Source organism: Planctomicrobium stercoris (assembly GCF_051465655.1).
Taxonomy (GTDB): Bacteria; Planctomycetota; Planctomycetia; order Planctomycetales; family Planctomycetaceae; genus Planctomicrobium.
In genome coordinates, this window is the sequence record NZ_CP195791.1 from 1,872,748 (window position 1) to 1,894,403 (window position 21,656).

Below are 21,656 nucleotides of genomic sequence, written 5' to 3' on the forward strand. Positions count from 1 at the left end.
TTCAAAATTGCTGAAGACCGCAGCATCTTCCTGCAAACCCTCTTTCTTATTTTTCCGTGTATTCCGTGCCTTCCGTGGTTCAAATTTTTTTTTGACCGCCATAGAGGGGTGACTTCTCACGGAAGTAGAGGAGTGGAACTGCGAACGAGGCGAATGCAGAGCTGACTTCTCCACGTTCTCGGCGATTCAAAAATCTTCATGTCAGCGAGGTCGGGAGCGGTGCGGACGTGTCGGCGTTTGGAGATTCTCGATCGAAGAAGGCCATCAACTCCGGGACAGTATTTGCAACGAACAGCTTGTTGCGGTTGGCTGTGGACAGGAATCCTTCGCTGACCGACCGGTCCAGCATCATCAGCAGCGGGTCGTAATAGCCCTTCACATTCAGCAGGGCGACCGGCTTGTGATGAAATCCAAGCTGGCTCCAGGTGAGGATTTCGCACAGCTCTTCGAATGTCCCCAATCCGCCGGGGAGGGCGACAAACCCTTGGGACAGATCGGCCATCAGCGCTTTGCGAATATGCATTGACCCGACGATACGCATGTCGGCGACCCCTGCGTGTGCGAGTTCGCGGTTCATCAGCGATTCCGGGATGACTCCCGTGACTTCGCCCCCCCGTTCCAGCACAGCATCGGCGACAATCCCCATGATGCCGACGTTTCCGCCTCCGTAGACCAGCCGAATTCCGCGATCTGCCAGGGCATGCCCCAGCGTTGTCGCCGCTGTACCATAGGTAGGATCATGACCGGGTTTGGAACCGCAGAAAACACAGATCGACTGCATCGCCGGGACAATTCTGAAAGGAGTTATGGACCCAGGAGTGACACTCATCGCACGATTTGGTTCGTCCACCAGCTCGGCATCAAGGACTTCGAAGGTGACGAAGCGGCGTGACTCTGGCAAGACTGTCGCTTCCTCCCTCATCCAGAATCCGGGCTAGCGAGAGTGGCGCCATCGACGTGGCGAGCAGAAGAATCAGTGCGAGACCCGCAGCCAGTCGTCCCGATTTCCCAGGATGAGGAGCCCGCAGGCGGAACGGTTCTTCGAAGAGCATCTGCTGCAACAGCCGGAGATGTCCCAATGTGTTGATCGCAATCGCCACCACGACCAGGACTGCGAGCAGCGAGAAAGCAGGGTCCGCTTCAACCACTTTTGTGACGTTCGATTGTCGGTGAGGAAGAAGCAGTGCGGCCATCAAGCCAAACCGCCACCAGAATCCGGGAAAAGGGGGAAGGCCGGCCAGCGACATCAGACCTCCCATCGACGCCGCCCCCGCGAGCGGTCGCCGTCCCGCTGCGCCCCCGAGAGTCTGAGCGAAATCCCCCTGTGTCTGCTCCGCGTTCATCAGGCGAAATCCGCAAGCAGCTGCCAGCAGACCAGCTGTCTCGCAGGCCATGATCGACAGAAAAAGGGCTCGGCCCCCCGGAAGGTTGGAGCGCAGCTCCCAGTCACGGTCTGGATAGGCGTACTCCCAGTTCTGCAGGAAGATGGCGATCAGAAGGAATCCGAATGTGGAGATTGACGTCAGAACCAGTCGCCGCGAAAGGCGTTCCTCCTGAAGCAGACGGGCCCCGCACAGGACCAGCGAGAAGAGCGCCGCCAGCGCCAGCAGCGTTGACTGCGACATCGCCAGCGGCTGCCGTTCGATCAGGCGATACAACAGCACCGCGGCTGTCAGCAGGGGAAGAGATCGTTTGCCAAAGACCGCTCCAGGGGAATCGTCAATGGATGATCCGCTCGCTGCACGTGGGAAGGGAAACCAGCCGAGCATTCCCCCCAGCCCGCTGAGAAGCAGAACCATTCCGATGGTCGCGGGTGGTGCAGCAGGGTCGAAACTGGAGACAAGCAGGTATCCGGCGCCGAACAACAGACTTCCCAGCAGAAGAGTTGCGTGGCGGGTCAGGACCACTTTCCAGACTGCGGATTTCTCGCGGTGGTAGAACATCAACGGGAGAACGGAGAACTGCAGCGCCCCCCATTGCACTGCGGAAAGTGAACCGACACTTGCCAGCACCAGCATGCCGGCGCTCCACAGCGTTGCCGTCAGCAGGATGGGGGACGTTTCAATCAGGCCAACGATCAGACAGACGCTGCAGGCAATGAGAGTCGTCAGCCGGGAAAGGGAATCATCTCGCCAGAGTAACCCGATGGGAGACTGCTGGTCGAAGATCTGAAAAGCCAAGAGTGCGAAACCAGCGAGCGGAGCCAGCAGTGCCACTGCCAGACTGGCTCTGGAACGCTCCGGCCCGAGCCAGCGAATGCAGAGAGCCGCGAGCAGAAACACTGGAACGACAATGAGAGTAAAGGGCATGGTCGACGAATTATGCCGATTGGACCGTCAACTCGCCAGAGTGTCTGTGCGGGCGGAGTCCTGGCAAGCGGTGCGGCGTCAGCCCCCCCGATTCGATGTTCAACGCGTTCAGGGGTTTCGCGAGTACGTTTGAGATCGACCGCTTTGCAGGTAGAACATCTTTAGTCCGCGTGCCACCGCTCTGTGAGCGGTGCCGAGCCTCGATTGGCGTGGATTACTGAACAGGGTTTAATCCAGAGAAATCGGATCAATGGGCGGGGTGATCCTGACGTCTGTTGACATTCGGCACTGCTCGCAGAGCAGTGGCACCCAAGTTCAAGACTTCTCAACCCGGGCACCCCGGCCTGAACGGCGGCCAGCGTCAGTCAGGGTGCCAACTTCGGTCAGTGATAGGGATTGCCGGCGTCGAAGAGAATTTGGATCTCTTCATCATTCATGACCCGCCCCAGGATTAACATTTCATCAATCCGACCGCTCAGAGTGCGATCCTGTGTATTCCAGTTCCCCAACTGTGAGGAGCCTAATACTGCGGGATAGGCAACATCGTATCGTACTTCGTTGCTCAAGATTCCATTCAAGTAGACTCTGGCAAACTTTTGCTCGGAATCATAAACCGTTGCGAAGTGCATCCACGCTCCACGATCGAAAAGGTCAGGGTCACGTGAGTCTGCCTCGTGGCGGTCGTCTGGACCACCACCGATTTTATAATTGCCGCAGACCCCCAGCCGCAATGACTTGTTATGAGTGACCATCCAGTGGATTTTTCCGTAATCATTCTCTCCGTGCCAGCCATCGACGTGGAACAGTGATTGAAACGGCTCTTTCAGCTGATCCATTCGGGCCCAGGCGGCGAGAGAAATCTGCGTCCAGGTCTTCTCCTCGCCGATGTTAAGTCGGACATGGTCACCCCGATGGGCAAACTCAAGTGCTCTGGACCCAGGCCAGCGTCCCTGAACAGTGCGGTACTGACCGCTGAATTTGAGATCTGACTCAAAGTCGATCAGCGCGATCAAGGCGGGGTCCTGTTGAAGCCTTCTAAGTACTTCGCCGCACTTTTCCTGCTGCCCTGCCGCGAGCGCGGCATGCAGGGAGGTGATCTCACCAGGCTGAATGAATGCCCCTTTCCGCAAGGTCCGCGGTGCTCCCGTTCCCCTGTACAAGTGGATGGCATCCCCATCGTGCAGATGTTGGTTCTTCAGGCCGCCCGAAGTTTCAGCAATGACCTCACCCTGAAAAACATGGATCTCCGCCTCCCCCGGTTTAGGGATATCAACTCCGAATTCTGTCCCGAGATCCACAGCTCTTCCGGACGGCGTTGTCACGGTGAACCATTTGGCGCTCGGGGGAACTCTGGCAGCCAGACGACCCCGCTCCAGACGCAGCCGTTGAGCCGTTTCAAAGCGGAAGGTCGCGGGAGCCTCGATGACGACTCGGGCCTTCTTCGCAGTTAACAGTGAAATGGTGCCCGATCCGATGTCGTGCCATTCCTGTCCGATGACGGTTCCCGGCGGTAACCCCGATCGTGGGACACTGCTGTCGACGGTCGCGCAATGTGCCGGAGCAAGGCACCACCACGCACAAGTACAGACCACCAGCAACAGAGCCGCCGATGCGACTGTGAACCGGGAATTCGTTCGACTGCCAAAGCTGCTATGGGGACTTAGTCTGTTCGCTGGTCTGTTCGGCAGGTCAAACGCAGCTTCCTCGGCGATGAGTCCCAGTGTTGAATCCAGGTTCAGAATTCTGACAAAGCGCCTGCGTGAATTTCGGTCAGTCAGCAGGCGATGGTTGAGCCTTTGAACGTCCACGGCCGACGCGGCTCCGTCCGCGTAGTTCAGAACAAGCAGTTCGAAAAGCTCGTCATTCACCGGAGCAGCTCCGCTTGGGCCAAGGCGCTCTGAATGCACTCGAAGAGCATCTGCCGTATCTTGTTCAACCACTGGTAAAACCCAGAAACCGATTTTCCGCTTTTTTTGGCGACCTCGTGAATCTTGACCCCCGGCTGATACGCTGACACCAGAAGTTTCCGATGTCGAGAACCGATCTTCTTGAAGCAGATTTGCAGGGCTTCACGCTGTTGTTCCAGCGAATCTTCTTCCTGACTGGCCTCGGCCATCAAAAGTTCGACAACTTCATTGGCCAGAACAATTTTGTTCCGGCTCAAATCCCTCAGGCGGGAAAGAATCTTGAACCTCGCGATCTGGAAAGCCCACGCCTTGAAATCAGTTCCAGGCTGAAAATCGTCGAACTTCTCCCAGAGCACGACCGCAACTTCCTGCAGCAAGTCATCCGCGTCGCTTCTTGAGGGCACGAGGCGTCGAACAAACGACTGTATGGCGACATGATGCTGGGTAAAGACCCGAAGGAAATTGCCATTGCGTTCTGCGGCAGACTGCATATTCGCGACGCCTTTAAAATTCGATTCCCGTGCCCGGATTACTTGTTCAGGACAATCTGGAGTTCGGATGTCTGACGTCCAAGTTCAAATTCGAGGGGAGTGGTCTTCTTTGAACGATATTTTTGCGGTATTTCCGGGTAGTCCCGACGCCCATTTGGATCCGGGACCGACAAACCGTCCTTCGTGACCATGGCCCGCGCGGGTGGCGTCACGACCACCTGATACATACCTGGTGTGACTGGAATTCCAGTGTACGGTTTGTAATGGAATGAACCGTCTGCCTGAACAGTTGTCAAAAAATTATCGTCCTGACCTTTCACGAAGAAGATCAGGCTCGTTCCTTCAGGAAGTGGTTGATTGTTGGAAGAGGCGGTTCCGGTGACCCCGCCGATCTGGGGAACTGCCGCCGTTCCTGAACATCCGAGCGGAACGACACAACCCAGCAGAAACACAGTCAGAAAATATCGCGGGAAAATCAGCATATTCAACTCCCTCCAGCAAGCGCTTCATCAGACTGCAAAACAATTCGGAAGTGGAAACCAGCGACGGGCGTTGCCTGTGATTGGAAGCTCTCATTCAGCTGTCCGACAGCAGAGTCAGTCTCCCCCCGGGTCAGAAAGGCGCAGGGGGGATCAGCAGAGAAAACTCGGCCGGGCTTTAGCACACGTCACGGAGACACGAACACCATGTCTGCCTGACAGAATGCATGCAGAGACCAATTCCGACATCCTAGAACTCACCAACCACCTGCGCGTCGTCACGAATGCAGATGTACTTGAGCGAGTCCATGTTGATGTTGTTATTGATAAAGGTTACGTGCCCATCGCTGAACAGACCATGGATACCACCGGTGTGAGCCGAATTGAGTGGATTATTGTGCCCCCAGTTGGTACCGATTCCCAGGCGATGCATGTCAAGACTGTTTGGAGCGTACATCACGGTCGTGATGTTGAATGCACGTGTCCCACCGGTGAATGGAGGCAAGTCCCCAGCAAGATCGCTCCCCATGGCCCATCCATGATCCCCGCTACCACCGATATAGTACCTGTTCCCGGTGTTTGCGATCACAAAGCCGCCTGCCTCGCTGACCATCATGACGTTTGAGGTTCCGTCCGTGATATCCCGCAGTTTCGTGGCAGCATTGAGGACGAGTGCGCCCCCGACCGCGAGGTTGCCGTTGACTTCACCGATACGGGATTCCGTGTAGGTGGATGTGCCAGTTGCACCACTGATCCCAATGTAAGTGGACTTGATGAACGGAGGAAGCGTTCCCTGGGGCATGGTACTGGAAGGACAAATCTGAACTGGAATCGGTGCCTCGGGAAGAATCGCATTATTTCCTGCCCAGCCAGTGTAGGTCGTCGAGAAATTGAATTTGTTGAACAACGCGGTTTGCTCCAGTCCGGGCAATAACCCGACCCACCAGGAAGTCCCGAAAGCATAGTCTGGACCAGCGTCAACTCTGGATCCGATCGGAAGGGTCTTGTAGGTGTCGATGTAATTATGAATGGCCAGTCCAATCTGTTTGAGATTGTTCTTGCATTGCGATCGTCGAGCAGCCTCCCGAGCTTGCTGCACCGCAGGGAGCAGTAGTGCAATCAAGACCGCGATGATTGCGATCACCACAAGAAGCTCGATCAAAGTGAATGCAGGTCGCGGTGAACGATGGATCATGGACGTGGACCTTTTCAATACCAGGACGAAGGACAACTGAAGGACAACTGATAGAGGCCAGATTCAAATCGACGGGAAATGCAAAGTTGTGAGATGAACCGACTCAATAGACCTCGCCAGATGGGTATTCCACCTCTCTGCAAAATTCCTGATCCATTTCCGGGGCTGCTTCACACACGAGTCCTTGTTCGCGCGCAAGGTGCTTCACTATAAGTTGATACGAATATGTTTGGATTCTCAAAATTCGATAGAGCAGCCTTCAGTCTAGCGGGAATCCCGGGATGGAATCCCGCGTACCAGTGATCTGTGAGACTCGCAGAGCACTGCACATGAAAATCAGTGGCAGGTCGACTAGGGTTGGTGCGAGCTCGCGAAACCCGGGACGCAGGGAACCTCCCGCTCAATGCCTGACTTTCTTGTTTTTGCTGCGTGCCACCGCTCTGCAAGTCACTGTGAGCGGTGCTCGTCTTCGTTTGTCAGTTGTTGGAAATCGATTCGTCCAGTGAACCCGCATGATCGTGCGGCGTGATCCACATGTCTGGCTCGTCTATTGAGATCGGGCACTGCCTTGCAGAGCAGTCGCACCCGAACTGTGAGTTGTAGAAGTTCTTTTTCAATCCCCATTCACCGCCGGCTCGCTGTTGCTAGAATAGCATCTCATCTGTCCATCAGTACACTGAGATCTTCTCATGCCCCAGTTTGAGCTTGTTTCTGAATTTGCCCCGGCCGGGGACCAGCCGAAGGCGATTGAGTCTCTGGTACGCGGAATCAAGGAGAAGAAGCGGTCGCAGGTCCTGCTGGGGGCGACCGGGACCGGCAAGACCTTCACCATGGCGAACGTCATCGCGCAGGTGCAGCGGCCGACCCTGATTCTTGCCCACAACAAGACCCTCGCAGCTCAGCTGTACGGCGAGTTCCGGGAGTTCTTCCCGAACAATGCAGTCGCCTACTTTGTCAGCTACTACGACTACTACCAGCCGGAAGCGTACATTCCCCAGCGGGATATCTACATCGAAAAAGATTCCAGCATCAATGAAGAGATCGACCGGCTGCGGCTGCTGGCGACAAGTGCTCTGGTCTCGCGGCGGGATGTGATTGTGGTGGCGAGTGTCTCCTGCATCTACGGCCTCGGTTCGCCGAAGGACTATCTGGCGATGATGGTCCCGCTCAACGTGGGGAAGACCATCGATCGGGATGAGCTGCTGCTGAAGCTTGTCGATATTCATTACGACCGGAACGACTACGATTTTCAGCGGGGAAAGTTCCGTGTCCGAGGAGATGTGATCGAAGTCTGGCCTGCGTACGAAGAGTTCGCTTACCGTGTCGAGCTGTGGGGGAACGAGGTCGACAAGCTGTCGATCATCGATCCCGTGACCGGTGCCAGCAGCAAGAACCTGCAGGATATTTATATCTATCCCGCCAAGCATTTCGTGCTGCCGCAAAGCCGGATTGATGAAGCGATGCAGGAGATTGAAGAAGAGCTTCATCAGCAGCTGGCCATTTTTCAGAAAGCGGGGAAGCTGCTGGAGGCTCAGCGGCTGGCAGCCCGGACGCGGCATGACATGGAACTCTTGAAAGAGGTCGGCTTCTGTCCGGGGATCGAAAACTATTCACGAGCTCTTGCAAAGCGCAAACCGGGTGAACCTCCTGCGACGTTGTATGACTTCTTCCCGGAAGATTTTCTGTTCATCGTCGATGAATCACACCAGACGGTGCCGCAGGTGCGGGCGATGTATAACGGGGACCAGGCTCGCAAGCGGACGCTGGTGGAACATGGATTCCGTCTGCCGATGGCTCTCGATAATCGCCCGATGAAGTTCGAAGAGTGGGACAAACGGCGGGGCGAAACGGTCTTCGTCTCCGCGACTCCGGCTGACTGGGAACTCGACCAGGCGGAAGGGGAGATTGTCGAACAGATCATTCGCCCGACCGGGCTGGTCGATCCGGTGGTCACCATCAGTTCCGCAAGAGGACAGGTTCCGCATCTGATGGAGCAGATTCGACTGCGGACCGAGCGCGGCGAACGGACATTGGTCACAACGCTGACAAAACGTCTTTCGGAAGATCTGGTGACGTATCTGAAAGAGGAGGGGATCCGGTGCGAATGGCTGCACAGCGAGCTCGATGCGATCGAGCGTATGGAGATTCTCCGCGAGCTGCGTGAAGGGAAATTCGATGCTCTCATCGGGGTGAACCTGCTCCGGGAAGGGCTCGACCTGCCGGAGGTGTCGCTGGTTTGCATTCTCGATGCGGACAAGGAAGGATTTCTGCGAAGCGAGACCAGTCTGATTCAGACCATTGGACGTTCAGCGAGAAACGTGAATGCGGAAGTAATTCTGTATGCGGATTCGGTGACGGAGAGCATGCAGCGGGCGATAGATGAAACCAATCGTCGTCGTGAGATTCAGCTTCGCTACAACGCTGAGCATGGCATCACTCCCGAGACGATCAAGAAGGCGATCCGCCGCGGCATCGAAGACGAAATTTCGGCACGCAAGATCGAACAGGACGCGGTCGGAATTTCCAGCGATGCGCAGTTCGTGACGCAGGAATATCTGGCAGCTCTGGAGAAGGAGATGCTGGATGCTGCCGAAAATCTGGAGTTCGAACGGGCCGCGTCGCTCCGGGACCGGATCACCGATTTGCAGCGGAAGATGGACGCGGGGGAAGGAGTTCTGGTGGGGGATGCGGACAGCCCGGGGTTCGCAACTTCAGGGCGAAAGGAGCGAGGAGCGAAGAAAGGGCGCGGACGCGGCAAGGGCTCTCGCGGTCGCGTCCCTCGGCCGAAGCGGGAATAAAATCAAAGCACGAAGCGTGGGCGAGTGCACTCTCGACGAAGCTGATAAGGCAATAGAGAAGATTTTGAAACGCAGAGATCGCGAAGATCGCAGAGTAAGAAAAAGGAGAAAGCGATTCTTCGTTGAGACTTCTCTGTTTCGAGACTTCGTGATGAATGAAGCACTGATCGGTCCCGAAGCTGAATACCCTTCCTATTCTGCGCACTCGGCGTTCTCTGCGTTTCAATTCATCAGGATGATCCAGTGGATGCGACTCGATGCACTTGCTCACGCAGCGTGCTCTGAAAACAATCTGCATCACTAATCATCTGCCCGGTCTGAGATGACTTTGCCGGTGTCCGGCGCGACGTGCAGTTTGCGATGGCCGGCAGCACTGATCGCCTCTGCCTCCCAGTGATCGTGTTCCCAGTCGAGTTCCAGAATCGCAGCATACCCGGCAGCCTCGATCGACTTCGCAATCGCTGCTGCAGACTTGAGTCCTGCAGGGGGAAAGGAATCGATCCTGTCGGGATGCTCGCCGTGGCTTTTGCCGGTCAGGGGGTCGACATGCAGTTCGACCGGACGATCTCCTCTCATTCCTTCGATTTCCCAGATTCCGTTGTCGAAGTCCGCTTCCACGATTGAGGTGAGGCCCTGCTGCTCCAGTGTGGCAAGAACTTTTGAGAGTGGCAGCGACTTCGCTGGCAGCATTTCAGCTGCCATGCCAGCAGTGGTCACCGCACCCATCAGAGCCAGAACTGTTCCGAATCCAGTCTTCATCATCCTTCTCCTCTTGAATGCTTATGCGAGTGACAGGTCTCTCCCGTCGACAGGTTTCATTCTCGTCGAGACTGATAAGGCCTTGGTGAGCCCAAGATAAAATCCGCTTCATCTTGGAGACAGCGAATGCGGGAGAGAAGATTTTGAAACGCAGAGATCGCGGAGTTCGCAGAGACACAAAGGAGAAATCTGTTTTTCACGGACGCTTGCCCGTCCCATGTGAAAGTGAGATGTGAGATTACTGAAAATCTGGCATCCTTCTTCTCCAACTTTCTCTGCGGCCTCGGCGATCTCTGCGTTTTAGTCCTTTTTCTCGCGCACAGGGTGCATTGAATTCGCCTCTTCTGAGTTTGAGAATTTTTCATATCCCGAGAGAGTGATTTCGTCCCCAAAATTAGGCACGTTGGGATTCGGCACAACCGATACTATTCATATCAACAGCTGGCATCCTCGCCGAGGGGCGAGACTGGAAACCTGTCAGCTGCAGAAATTGCCGAAGGAGTCCGTGTGCCTGAACGAACTGCCACTGTTGCCGGTTCCGATCTCCCGAGTGGAACTTCGCGGACAGTCTGCGTGCCTCAGAAGGTTGAAACCCAGCTGGCGGAGGGGCGTTCGTTGCACATGCAGGGGCTGCTGAAAGAGGCACTGGCACACTACCAGCAGGTTCTTGATATGGAGCCGGGGTATGCTCCGGCCTGGCATCTCGCCGGTGTCGCGAAACTCCAGCTGCGAGACGTGCCAGCTGCCGTCGACTCTCTGAAAAGGGCAGTGCAGCTGGATGCGGGAGTTGCGGGCTATCACCGGAATCTCGGCGAAGCGTTTCAGGCAGCTGCGGATTTTTCGGCAGCTGTTCTCAGCTTCGAACAGGCCTTGCGGCTCGACCCCGTGAATTGCGGAACGTGGACTTCTCTGAGTGATGCCCTGCTGCAGATGGGAGAAACGACTCCGGCTCTGGACTGCCTGCGTCAGGCACTGCAGTTGAATCCCGATTATCTGGCAGCCCGGATTCTCCTGGGCAATGTGCATAAGGATCTGAAGGAACTTGATTCCGCAGCCGGAAACTACCGGTTTGTTCTTCAACACGATCCGGAGAATCTCGTTGCCACGGTGAATCTCGCTTCGGTTCTTCGCGAGCAGGGGGAGACTCATCAGGCGATCGAGTTACTTCGCAGCGTCGTTGATCGTGGGGCTGCAAACCCGACGATTGCCTACAATCTCGCCAATACGCTGGTTGATGTCGGAGAGTTTGCTGAAGCCCGGGCTCGTTACGCGTCGGCCCTCCCGTTGCATCCTCAACCGGCAAAGGTGCTGTTCAATCTCTCTTCGATTCGAAAGTTCAAAGAGGAAGACCGGGAGCAGCTCGCGCAGTGGGAATCGATCGCCCGTTCGCGACTCTCGACCAATGATGATGCTGTGCACCTCCACTTCGCACTCGGGAAAGCGCACGATGACCTTGGAGACTACACCACTGCGTTCGAACATTATCGGCAGGGGAATCAGCTTGTCCCGGTGACGTTCGACGCAGAGCTGCATCGGCAGCAGATTCGTGAGGTGATCGGATGCTGGTCACACGAGTTCCTTCAGTCGCGATCCAGCTGGGGTGAAGAGACCTCTGCACCGGTCTTTATCGTGGGGATGCCCCGTTCGGGAACCACGCTGGTCGAGCAGATTCTTTCGTCCCATCCCCACGTTCAAGGTCTGGGTGAGCGAGAAGAGATGGGCCAGGCGGTGCAGAAGTACGAAGCGTCTCTTGGGTGTGAGAACCAGTCCGCGCTGGCAGCAGGCAGACTGACTCAGGCGGATATTCATGGGATCACTGCGGACTATCTGGCGGGAATCTCTCTCGCTGAAGGGAAGCGCCGCTTCACCGACAAGATGCCAGCCAACTTTCTGTTGCTGGGGTGGATTGCCACATGCTTTCCGCACGCGACCCTCATTCACTGCGTCCGCGATCCGCGTGACACCTGCCTGTCCTGTTACTTTCAGCATTTCACGGCGAGGCTCCCGTACGCCTACGACCTGTCACATCTGGTCGCTTACTACCGAGCTTATGAAGAGCTGATGAAACACTGGCACTCTGTTCTTCCCGGCCGCATTCTGGATGTGAAGTATGAGGATCTGGTGGCCACTCCCGAGGCTCAGTCGCGGCGGCTCATCGAGCATTGTGGGCTGGAATGGGATGATGCGTGTCTGCAGTCCCATGCTGCTGATCGTTCCATTCGAACCGCCAGCAGCTGGCAGGTACGACAGCCGATCCACACCGGCTCCAGGCGTCGCTGGGTGAACTACCGGGAACACATCGGCGAACTGCTGCAGGCGTTCGGTGAGATGACCTGACAAGGCGGCCGATCTCCGGGCCTCTCGACGGCCCGCTTCCGTGGAATCCTCGATTCAGACTCTGTTTTTGGCTGCGGATTGATACGATATCACTCCGTATCCCTGGTCGAGTCGAGATCTCTTTCAACGATGCTGCAACCTTCTGAATGGAGTCTGGTGATTTGCGGCGGCGGCAGCGGGGGACATCTATTTCCCGCTCTGGCGGTGGTTGAAGAACTTCAGCAGCGACCGCTCGCCCCACAGCGGATCCTGTTTCTGACGGGACAGCGTTCGATCGACCGGGCCATCCTCGATCAGCATGGCGCCGAGCAGATTGCACTGCCGGCTGTGGACAGCCCCAGCTTTCGACGCCATCCGGTCCAGTCACTGAAATCGCTGTGGAGGGCGACCGCTCACGCGTCCAAGGTTCTCAAGTCACTCCCATCACCGGTCTTGCTGGGGACAGGGGGATATGGCAGCGTGCCGGGTGTGCTGGCGGGTCGATGGCGAAAAAGACCGATCTTTTTGATGGAGCAGAACGTCATTCCGGGCCGGGCGACCTCCTTCCTCGCACGCTTTGCCCGAACGGTATGCCTCAGCTTTTCTGAAACGAGGCAATTCCTTCCGGAGAACATCAAAACCGAGTTCACCGGCAATCCGGTGCGGGCGGCGATTGCACAGATGTCTCCCAAATCGGCAGCTTCGCGGAAGCGCATCCTGGTGCTGGGGGGGAGTCAGGGGGCGACAGCGGTCAACGCAGCGATGCTCCGCTTCGCTGCTGAACACTCTGAGCTTCTCAAAGGCTGGACGATTCTCCACCAGACAGGGCACAGCGACTGCGAGAGAATTCGCAAGGCATACAAAGAGATGAAGCAGAAAGCCGAGGTCTCTGCCTTCTTTGAGAACATGCCCGAGACTTATCAGAAAGCCGGAATCATCGTGACGCGGGCCGGCGGGACATCTCTGGCGGAGATTGCCTGCGCCGGGCTGCCGGCAGTGATCGTCCCGTATCCGCGTTCACTCAGAAACCATCAGCAGATCAACGCCCGGCACTTCGTCGGACGAAAAGCGGCTTACATGATCGAGCAGGGGACCAGCCGCTTCGACTCAGATTTCGCCACGGCGATCCACACTCTGATCGAAGACAAGCTGCAGCGAAAGATCATGGGGCAGGCGATGAGAAACGTCGCGGAACCCGAAGCTGCCCAGCGCGTTGCCGATCTGATTCAGGCAACGGTGAAGCAGACAGTCTTCCGATAACAAAAAAAGCCGCACACATCCGTGTGCGGCTCAACGTTCAACGCTTCTTACGCCATCAGTCGACCAAACAACTGCTTGATCCGGACAACCGCTTCTTCCACGTTCGCGCGGCTGTTGAAGGCGCTGAGTCGGAAGTAACCTTCGCCTCTGGCACCGAAGCCGCTGCCGGGGGTCCCGACGAGGTTCGCCTTCTGCAGCAGATGATCAAAGAACTCCCAGCTGCTCTGGCCGTTGGGGGTCTTCAGCCAGATGTACGGGGCATTCACGCCGCCGAAGACTTCGAAGCCGACAGATTCCAGCCCGTTTCGCAGGATCTGGGCATTTTCGAGATAGAAGCGGATCAGCTCGGTGATCTGTGCTTTTCCGGCAGGGCTGTAAACCGCTTCGGCCCCTCGCTGAACGATGTACGGAACTCCGTTGAATTTGGTGGTGTGGCGACGGTTCCACAGGGGATGAATCGCCTGCTGTTTCCCATCCTGCGTCGTTCCCATCACGCTCTTCGGAACAACGGTGAATGCACAGCGGGTTCCCGTGAATCCCGCGTTCTTGCTGAAGCTGCGGAATTCGATGGCGACGTCCCGGGCACCGGGAATTTCATAGATGGAGTGCGGCACGCTTTCGTCAGTAATGTATGCTTCGTAGGCAGCGTCGAAGAGAATCAGAGCGCCGGTCTGCCTGGCGTACTCAACCCACTTCGTGAGTGTTTCCCGCGAGGCGACTGCTCCGGTGGGGTTGTTGGGATAGCACAGATAGATGATGTCGACCGGCTGGGTCGGCAGCGCGGGAGTGAAATCGTTTTCCGCAGTGCAGGGGAGATAGGTCAGCCCCTCATAGCGTCCCTGATCGTCGGCAGCCCCGGTCCGTCCTGCCATCACGTTGGTGTCGACATACACCGGATAGACAGGGTCCTGCATCGCCACGGAGTTCTTGAGTCCGAAGATCTCGAGGATGTTGCCGGTGTCACACTTGGAGCCGTCGGAAACGAAGATCTCATCGGCAGCGATGTCGCAGGCGCGCGCTTTATAATCGTTTTCGACAATCGCGTTCCGCAGGAAATCGTATCCCTGTTCCGGTCCGTAACCCCGGAACGTCTCCCGGCTGGCCATCTCGTCGACCGCCTTGTGCATCGCTTCGATGATGGCGGGAGGGAGCGGCTCCGTCACGTCACCGATCCCGAGTCGAATCACCTTCGCACTGGGATTCTGCTGGCAGAACGCGGTGACACGCCGACCAATCTCAGGAAAGAGGTAACCGGCTTTGAGCTTGAGGTAGCTGTCGTTGATCTGTGGCATGGGGGGGAGTAGGGGTCAGGGGTCAGGGGTTAGGAGTTAGTAAGTCATAGGTTGAGTTGCGAAAACTCGTTTAGCAGCCGTCCCGGAGGGATGCTCTGTTGGCGTCAGCAGTGGGGCTTCATCTAATTCGATCACTACTGCGTGTCGTCACTCCGAATATCAAGAAATCTGGATCCGAGCTGTCGGGAACAGTGGACGAACGCCACGACGAAAATCTGTTGTTGTCTGATCTCGTAAATCAGCCGAAAGGAGTCTTTGACAATCACTTCGCGAATTAAGGGATCGTTCAATTCCGGAACGATAGAACCTGCTTCAGCAAAGTGTTCTCTTTCGTCTGCCCGCTGAAACGCGGCCTCAACGATTGCGACTGCATTTGCATGCGAATGTGTGGCAACGAACTCAGCAACAGACGCAAGGTCGGCAAGAGCAGGAGCGGTCCAGTTTACTTGAGCCATCGCTGAAGCCGCTTCCTCGCTTCTTCTGACGAACAGTATTCACCCTTTTCGACCGCCAATTGTCCTTCCTGGATTTTCCGCCTCACGTAGATGGCATATTCAATTTCATCCCAGCTCACGGACTCTGGCAGACTCGCCAACAGGTCAGCAAGAGTTTTCTTGGGAGACTCCGCAAATTTGCCTTGAATCATGATGACCTCACGACTGTCCGGAACGTTCCCAATCTGGAGAGCGGGGGAGAAGGTTCAATTACTAATCATATCGCGTGCGAGCTTCACAATTGAAGTTGATTTCGGAATTGGTCGGACTCTAGTGGACACGCATGCCTGGTTTGGCGCCGTCGTCGGGGTTCAGCAGGAAGATCTCCTTGCCGCCCGGGCCGCAGGCGAGAACCATCCCTTCACTCACACCGAACCGCATCTTGCGCGGAGCCAGATTCGAGCAGCAGATCACCAGTCGACCCACCAGATCTTCCGGGTTGTAGCAGCTCTTGATCCCGGCAAACACGTTGCGGGTTTCTGTTCCGCCCAGCGACAGTTTCAGCTGAATGAGTTTATCAGCCCCTTCCACATGACCCGCTTCAATGACCCGGGCGACCCGCATGTCGATCTTGATGAAGTCATCAATCGTGCAGTACTCGCCCACGAGCGGCTCTTTGGCAATCGGCTCGGGACCGTCGTTGTACGCGGACGTCGCAGGAACGTCGGCGGTGGGTGCTGCAGGGTTCTGAGTCTCTTTCGAATCTTCAATCATTTTTTCGACCTGTTTGGTGTCCACGCGTTTGAGCATGTGCTGGTATTCGCTCACCACAGTTCCAGTCAGCGGAGTCTGTGCCTGGTCCCAGTGGGAGATGGGATAATTTAATAAGGCTTCCGTCTGCCTTCGCAGCTGTGGAAGGACGGGGGAAAGATAAATTGCCAGCTGTCGGAAGAGATTCAATCCGACGCTGCAGACGTCACGCAGCTCTGCCCCCCGTGCGGGGTCCTTGGCGATCTTCCAGGGTTCCTGGGCCTCGATGTACTGATTTGCCCGATCCGCGAGCGTCATGATCTCGCGCATCGCTGCGTTGTAATCACAGCTTTCGTAGAACGCTGCGATCCTGTCTGCGGAAGCGGCTGCCTGAGCGAAGATTCCCCCGTCTTCGGGATAGGATTCGGACAGTGGTTGATTGGCGACGAACTTCGCACAGCGGCTGGCGATGTTCACCACCTTGCCGACGAGATCGGAGTCGACCTTTGTCTTCAGCTCTTCAAAATTCAGATCGATATCATCCACGCGGCTGCTGAGCTTGGAGGCGAAGAAGTATCGCAGATACGCTGGGTCCAGGTGCTCGGCATAAGTCGTCGCCTGAATGAACGTCCCTTTGGACTTGGACATCTTCTCGCCATCCACGGTGAGGAAGCCGTGAATGTGGACCCGTTCCGGCAGATTGAAGCCAGCAGTCTTGAGCATCGCCGGCCAGAACAATGTGTGGAAGTAGGTGATATCCTTGCCGATGAAGTGGTGAACTTCCGAATTGGCGTTCTTCCACCACTCAAGCAGGTCTTCTCCGTTCTTCTTGCACCATTCCCAGGTGCTGGCGATGTAGCCGATCGGAGCGTCGAACCAGACGTACCAGTAGTTGCCGGGAGCGTCTGGAATTTCAAATCCGAAGTACGGGGCCGGGCGGGAGACGTCCCAGTCCCGCAGCGGATCACCGAGGAAGTGCCCTTTGAGATAGTTGGCAATCTCGGGCTGAAGGTGCTCGCCCGATTGCGTCCATTCTTCCAGAAACGGATGCAGCTGTTCGATCTCGACGAAGAGATGAATCGCTTTTCGAAGCTCCGGAGTCGCGCCGCTCAGCGTGCTCTTCGGATCGATGAGATCAGCGGGGGAATAGGTGCTGCCGCATTTGTCGCAGCTGTCTCCGTACTGATTGGGCGACTGACATTTCGGGCAGGTCCCTTTGACGAACCGGTCCGCGAGAAACGTCTGGGCAACAGGGTCGAAGAGCTGTTCAATCTCTTTTTCCCGGACCAGACCCGCTGCGCGAATGGCCTTCCAGAATTCGTGGCAGAGTTCGCGGTTTTCTTCGCTGTTGGTCGAGCCGTAGTTGTCGAATTCGATATCGAATTTGCCGAAGTCCCGGACGTGAGCTGCCCGCATGTCGGCGATGAGAGCCTCTTCGCTGCGGCCTTCCTGACGGGCGCGAATCATGATCGCGGTTCCGTGGGTGTCGTCCGCGCAGAAATATCGGCAGTCGTTCCCCCGCAGCTTCTGGAAACGGACCCAGATGTCGGTCTGGATGTATTCCACCAGATGCCCGATATGGATGTGCCCGTTGGCATAGGGCAGGGCAGCGGTCACAAGGATACGGCGATTGGACATAAAACGTGATCGCGGGGACAAATGGTCTCGATGGGGAAATTCGAAATCCGAAAAACGAAATTCGAAACAAATTCAAAATCAGAAAATCAAAGGAAACTGTTGATTATTCGGACTTTCGCAGGATCGAACTGAGGATCAGCATGAGTTCTGTTGCTTCCTGCATCAGGCTCTGTCGTAGTTCGTCCACTGAGATCTCAGTCCCTGTATCAAGCAGACGCAGCCAATAACGTGACTCCTTTGCTTCCTTCCGAGAGATCCGAACTCTCATCTGAAAGTCTTTTTTACCTAAAGACTCATTGGCTTCAATATAGTTCGCTCCAACGGATCCAGATGCTCTTACCAATTGCTTCACATCTTCAATGTTGCCAATTGTGCGAGGTAATTGGCGAACGAAGAGACGAATCTGCTTCGCGAACTGAAATGTCCGCTCTTCGAGATCATATTTCGGTTGCCCATCACTGGGAGGCATTTTCGATTTTGAAAATTGAAGTTTGAATTTTGTTTCGATTTTCGGATTTCGATTTTCGGATTTGCCTACGAGGCATTCTGAACGCGTTGCCGTTCCAGTGCTGCTCCGATGAAGTCGCGGAACAGGGGATGCGGTTCCAACGGCGACGACTTGAATTCCGGATGGTACTGCACGGCCACGAACCACGGGTGGTCCGGAATCTCCACAATCTCGACCAGATTTCCGCTGGGGCTGGTTCCCGAGGGGATCATTCCTTTCTCGATCAGCCGCTCACGGTACTGCGGATTGAACTCGTAGCGGTGGCGGTGCCGCTCGACGATTTCTGCTTTTCCGTAGGCCTGATACGCCCGTGAACCTTCCTGTAGCAGGGCAGGCTGGGCTCCCAGACGCATTGTTCCCCCTTTGTCGGTGACGGTCTTCTGCTCTTCGAGCAGACAGATCACCGGGTCCGGAGTGTCCTGGGCAAATTCGGTGCTGTTGGCTTCTGTGCAACCCAGAACGTTACGGGCATATTCGATCACCGCACACTGCATTCCCAGACAGATTCCAAAGAAAGGAATCTTCTTCTCGCGGGCGTAACGGATCGCTTTGATCTTCCCTTCGATACCGCGGTATCCGAAGCCGCCGGGGACCAGCAGGCCGTGCACGCTCCCCAGCAGATGATCGAGGTCCCCATCCGCACACTCTTCCGCTTCGATTCTCTTGATGAGAACCCGGGTTGTGTGATGGAAGCCGGCATGGGTCAGCGATTCGTAGATCGACTTGTAGGCGTCACGATGCTCGATGTACTTTCCGACCACGCCGATGGTGACTTCGTGCTGTGGGTTGCGAATGTTGTTCAGCAGGCTGTACCAGTCATCGAGTTTGACCTCTCCCTTGGGAAGCCCGAGCTTTTCGCAGATGAGCTTATCCAGGCCGTGTTCGGCCAGTCCGACAGGAACTTCGTAAATGGAGAATTCCTTGTCGGTCTCTTCAATGACCGCCTGTTTCTCTACATTGCAGAATAGAGCGATTTTTTCGGCGTTTTCGCGTCCCAGCGGGCGTTCGGTCCGGACGATGAGGATGTCCGGCTGAATCCCGATGGTGCGGAGCTGGCCGACGCTGTGCTGGGTCGGCTTGGTTTTGGCCTCGCGAGCTGCTTTCAGGTAGGGAATCAGGGTCAGGTGTATGAACAGACAGTTCTGTTTCCCGATATCCAGCGGGATCTGTCGAATCGCTTCGAGAAACGGGAGACCTTCAATGTCGCCGACCGTTCCTCCCAGTTCCGTGATGACCACGTCGACGTCCGGTCCGGCCAGCTGGAGAACGTGTGATTTGATTTCATCCGTGATGTGCGGAACGACCTGAACGGTGGCTCCCAGGTATTCGCCGCGTCGTTCTTTCTGGATGACGCTGCGGTAGATCCGCCCTGTCGTGAAGTTCGATTGCGAAGAGAGGGGGCTTTTCGTGAACCGTTCGTAGTGACCCAGATCCAGATCTGTTTCCGAGCCGTCGTCGAGGACATAGACCTCGCCGTGCTGGTAGGGGCTCATCGTCCCTGGATCGATGTTCAGATACGGATCCATTTTCTGCATGCGGACGCGCAGCCCGCGACGCTCCAGCAACAGGCCGATTGACGCTGACGTCAGACCTTTTCCAAGCGAACTGACCACTCCTCCGGTGACGAAGATATGTTTCGTCATCTGTCTTCCTGTTCTTCTGACCTGCAAAAATGGACAGCCCCCGACGCCTCGCCGGGGGCTGTGGATCAAATCGAAAATGGCGAGCGGGGGGCGTCAGCCTTCCGATTTCGAGATATCCGGAGGCTGACACCTCCGGCTCGCCGCACTTTCAACGGTTCTTCTGTCTCTCCAGGAACGCAGCATAATCGGCAGCGGTGTCAATTCCAACGGATCGGTGGGAGACCACCTTCACCAGGATCGACGCCCCTGCTTCCAGAGCCCGAAGTTGTTCCAGACTCTCCATTTGCTCCAATCGGGACCGTGGCATTTTGGTGATCGCGAGCAGGAAGTCGGGTTGATACGCATAGATCCCCAGATGCAGCAACCAGGGACTTCTCTGCAGGGCCGCGATTTCCTCCGGGGGATTGAGCAAATCCTGAGGATTTCCGTCGCGATAAAAAGGAATCGGGCAACGGCTGAAGTACATGGCCCGGCCGTCGGCGGCGCAGACCACCTTTACGCAGCTGGTGTCCAGAAGAACCGCCATTTCGGTGATGGGAGTCGCCAATGTCCCCATTTCCACGTCGGGTCGCTGGAGCATGGAATCGACCAGATCATTGATCACAGATGGTTCCAGTTCCGGCTCATCCCCCTGAATATTGACGACAAGTGTGGCGTTCCCGCACTCCCGGCGGACGACTTCAGCAATGCGGTCCCCTCCGCTGGGGTGATCCCCCGTCATGGCGACTCGGGCACCGAACCCCCGTGCCACGTTCGCAATCTCTTCGCTGTCGGTGGCGATGATCACTTCATTCAGCCGGGACGACTGACTGGCAGCTTCCCAGGCGTACTGGATCAGCGGTTTCCCCGAATCCCGCAGCAGCATCTTCCCCGGCAGGCGGGAGGACTGCAGCCGCGCCGGAATGATCCCGACGATGTGTGATGAATTTGGCGTTGAGTGTTGAGTGTTGAGTGAATCTGCCAAAGGTATCCATCCTGCAATGAAGCCAAACTGATGTCCGAAAAACTGCCGATCCCTGCTTTTATACACTCAACACTCAGCTCTCGACACTCAACTCTTCCTCACTCCGATCGTCAGCAGCAGGTTGGCCCAGAGTGCCTGATCGCCGGTCTGGATCGTCAGAATATGGTCCCGGCTGGCCACCGCCTCGTAAAAATCCCATTTCTGGATCGGGACGAGTTCGATGTCGAGTTCGGCCTCTTTCAGGATGGTGCGATACTCGTTCCAGATCGGTGGATCTCCCTGCAGGGCATAGGGATCGTCAGAAGGAATTCCCATCGTGTTGGCGGCCTCGACGGGAATGGCGGTGAGCAGGGCTTTGAGGACCTGTGTGCAGCTCACAAGGCCCGGAGACAGGTTCAGCGAGACGAGTTCCGCATTCGGACCGAGCGTGTTGTACGCCGGGTAATTGCCGTCCGCGATCAACACTTTGGAATGGTGACCGGCCCGGGCCAGAATCTGATTGATCTGAGGATGAATGAGCGTCTGCTTGAGCATATGAGTTCCATCTGGGGGGGGATGACGGCAATGCCGGGAGTTTAACAACTGAAGTCGCCACAGAACCACGCTGCCGGGGAATTCTCGAGTCATCCCGTTTAGCTGCACATTTGAAGTGTGCAGCTAAACGTTCGTTGTTGCGATTTTCGACGGACGATGATACTGCGCGAACCCCGCTTGATGGCCTTCACACTCTGCGAATTGAACGTCATTCAGGTCTTCTCAGCAAAAAATATGAAAAATGAGAAGCCAGACGGATTCTCTTTCCTGACCGGGGGAATCCATCCTTTTCCGCCAGTTGGTTCCTCATGCAGGACCTTCGCAGGCGAATCGCAGAAATTGCTGTTCGATCGCAGGAATTGCAAATTCCCGGCCACTT

General features: G+C 56.3%; 18 protein-coding genes. 3 read left to right on the forward strand and 15 right to left on the reverse strand.

What is annotated here, in order from left to right; translation table 11 throughout:
- Positions 1-196: 196 nt before the first annotated feature.
- From SH661x_RS07730 to SH661x_RS07755, 6 genes are all read right to left on the reverse strand, one after another.
- Entirely contained in the window at positions 197-781 is a 585-nt protein-coding gene (locus SH661x_RS07730) for a TIGR00730 family Rossman fold protein (protein ID WP_437229637.1), read from the reverse strand.
- Positions 782-860: 79 nt separating this feature from the next.
- Positions 861-2,309 carry a hypothetical protein gene (locus SH661x_RS07735; RefSeq protein ID WP_437229638.1) on the reverse strand — a complete coding sequence of 483 codons (1,449 nt, stop codon included), beginning with the start codon at positions 2,307-2,309 and terminating at the stop codon, positions 861-863.
- 383 nt (positions 2,310-2,692) lie between these two features.
- Positions 2,693-4,177, reverse strand: a complete 1,485-nt coding sequence (locus SH661x_RS07740) for a LamG-like jellyroll fold domain-containing protein (protein ID WP_437229640.1) — start codon at positions 4,175-4,177, stop codon at positions 2,693-2,695.
- Positions 4,174-4,707 (reverse strand): sigma-70 family RNA polymerase sigma factor, encoded by a 534-nt coding sequence (locus tag SH661x_RS07745; RefSeq protein ID WP_437229642.1) that lies wholly within the window; start codon positions 4,705-4,707, stop codon positions 4,174-4,176. Before SH661x_RS07745 ends, SH661x_RS07740 begins: the two co-directional genes overlap by 4 nt.
- A gap of 38 nt (positions 4,708-4,745) precedes the next feature.
- Complete coding sequence (locus SH661x_RS07750; RefSeq protein WP_437229644.1) at positions 4,746-5,189, reverse strand: hypothetical protein; 444 nt, start codon at positions 5,187-5,189, stop codon at positions 4,746-4,748.
- 247 nt (positions 5,190-5,436) lie between these two features.
- Positions 5,437-6,381, reverse strand: coding sequence for a DUF1559 family PulG-like putative transporter (locus tag SH661x_RS07755; RefSeq protein ID WP_437229646.1), 945 nt, complete (start codon positions 6,379-6,381; stop codon positions 5,437-5,439).
- A 689-nt stretch (positions 6,382-7,070) separates the two neighbouring features.
- Here SH661x_RS07755 and uvrB point away from each other — a divergent pair.
- Positions 7,071-9,179 carry an excinuclease ABC subunit UvrB gene (gene uvrB, locus SH661x_RS07760; RefSeq protein ID WP_437229648.1) on the forward strand — a complete coding sequence of 703 codons (2,109 nt, stop codon included), beginning with the start codon at positions 7,071-7,073 and terminating at the stop codon, positions 9,177-9,179.
- Positions 9,180-9,479: 300 nt separating this feature from the next.
- Here uvrB and SH661x_RS07765 read toward each other — a convergent pair whose 3' ends face one another.
- Positions 9,480-9,941 carry a PepSY domain-containing protein gene (locus tag SH661x_RS07765; protein ID WP_437229650.1) on the reverse strand — a complete coding sequence of 154 codons (462 nt, stop codon included), beginning with the start codon at positions 9,939-9,941 and terminating at the stop codon, positions 9,480-9,482.
- A gap of 570 nt (positions 9,942-10,511) precedes the next feature.
- On the opposite strand from SH661x_RS07765, the gene SH661x_RS07770 reads away from it, so the two are divergent.
- Together SH661x_RS07770 and murG are read left to right on the forward strand one after the other, a co-directional pair.
- The gene (locus tag SH661x_RS07770; protein ID WP_437229652.1) at positions 10,512-12,275 is read left to right on the forward strand and encodes a tetratricopeptide repeat-containing sulfotransferase family protein; all 1,764 of its coding nucleotides are present in this window, start codon (positions 10,512-10,514) and stop codon (positions 12,273-12,275) included.
- A gap of 129 nt (positions 12,276-12,404) precedes the next feature.
- On the forward strand, positions 12,405-13,514 hold the full coding sequence (murG, locus tag SH661x_RS07775; protein WP_437229654.1) for an undecaprenyldiphospho-muramoylpentapeptide beta-N-acetylglucosaminyltransferase: 1,110 nt from the start codon (positions 12,405-12,407) through the stop codon (positions 13,512-13,514).
- Positions 13,515-13,561: 47 nt separating this feature from the next.
- Here the strand turns inward: murG and SH661x_RS07780 are convergent, their stop codons facing one another.
- The 8 genes from SH661x_RS07780 to SH661x_RS07815 all read right to left on the reverse strand — a co-directional run bounded on the left by SH661x_RS07780 (position 13,562) and on the right by SH661x_RS07815 (position 21,277).
- On the reverse strand, positions 13,562-14,806 hold the full coding sequence (locus SH661x_RS07780) for an LL-diaminopimelate aminotransferase (protein ID WP_437229656.1): 1,245 nt from the start codon (positions 14,804-14,806) through the stop codon (positions 13,562-13,564).
- 134 nt (positions 14,807-14,940) lie between these two features.
- Positions 14,941-15,261: a type II toxin-antitoxin system RelE/ParE family toxin gene (locus tag SH661x_RS07785; RefSeq protein ID WP_437229658.1), complete on the reverse strand. Its 321-nt coding sequence runs from the start codon at positions 15,259-15,261 to the stop codon at positions 14,941-14,943.
- Complete coding sequence (locus tag SH661x_RS07790; RefSeq protein WP_437229660.1) at positions 15,249-15,452, reverse strand: hypothetical protein; 204 nt, start codon at positions 15,450-15,452, stop codon at positions 15,249-15,251. The genes SH661x_RS07785 and SH661x_RS07790 overlap by 13 nt, the downstream gene beginning before the upstream one ends.
- A 118-nt stretch (positions 15,453-15,570) precedes the next feature.
- Positions 15,571-17,628, reverse strand: coding sequence for a methionine--tRNA ligase (metG, locus tag SH661x_RS07795; RefSeq protein ID WP_437229662.1), 2,058 nt, complete (start codon positions 17,626-17,628; stop codon positions 15,571-15,573).
- A 103-nt stretch (positions 17,629-17,731) separates the two neighbouring features.
- Positions 17,732-18,097, reverse strand: a complete 366-nt coding sequence (locus SH661x_RS07800) for a four helix bundle protein (RefSeq protein WP_437229664.1) — start codon at positions 18,095-18,097, stop codon at positions 17,732-17,734.
- A 65-nt stretch (positions 18,098-18,162) separates the two neighbouring features.
- A complete protein-coding gene (locus SH661x_RS07805) occupies positions 18,163-19,779 on the reverse strand; it encodes a CTP synthase (RefSeq protein ID WP_437229666.1) in 1,617 nt (538 codons plus the stop codon).
- Positions 19,780-19,927: 148 nt separating this feature from the next.
- Complete coding sequence (kdsB, locus tag SH661x_RS07810; protein ID WP_437229668.1) at positions 19,928-20,743, reverse strand: 3-deoxy-manno-octulosonate cytidylyltransferase; 816 nt, start codon at positions 20,741-20,743, stop codon at positions 19,928-19,930.
- A gap of 87 nt (positions 20,744-20,830) precedes the next feature.
- Complete coding sequence (locus tag SH661x_RS07815) at positions 20,831-21,277, reverse strand: RbsD/FucU family protein (protein WP_437231179.1); 447 nt, start codon at positions 21,275-21,277, stop codon at positions 20,831-20,833.
- Between the last annotated feature and the right edge of the window lie 379 nt (positions 21,278-21,656).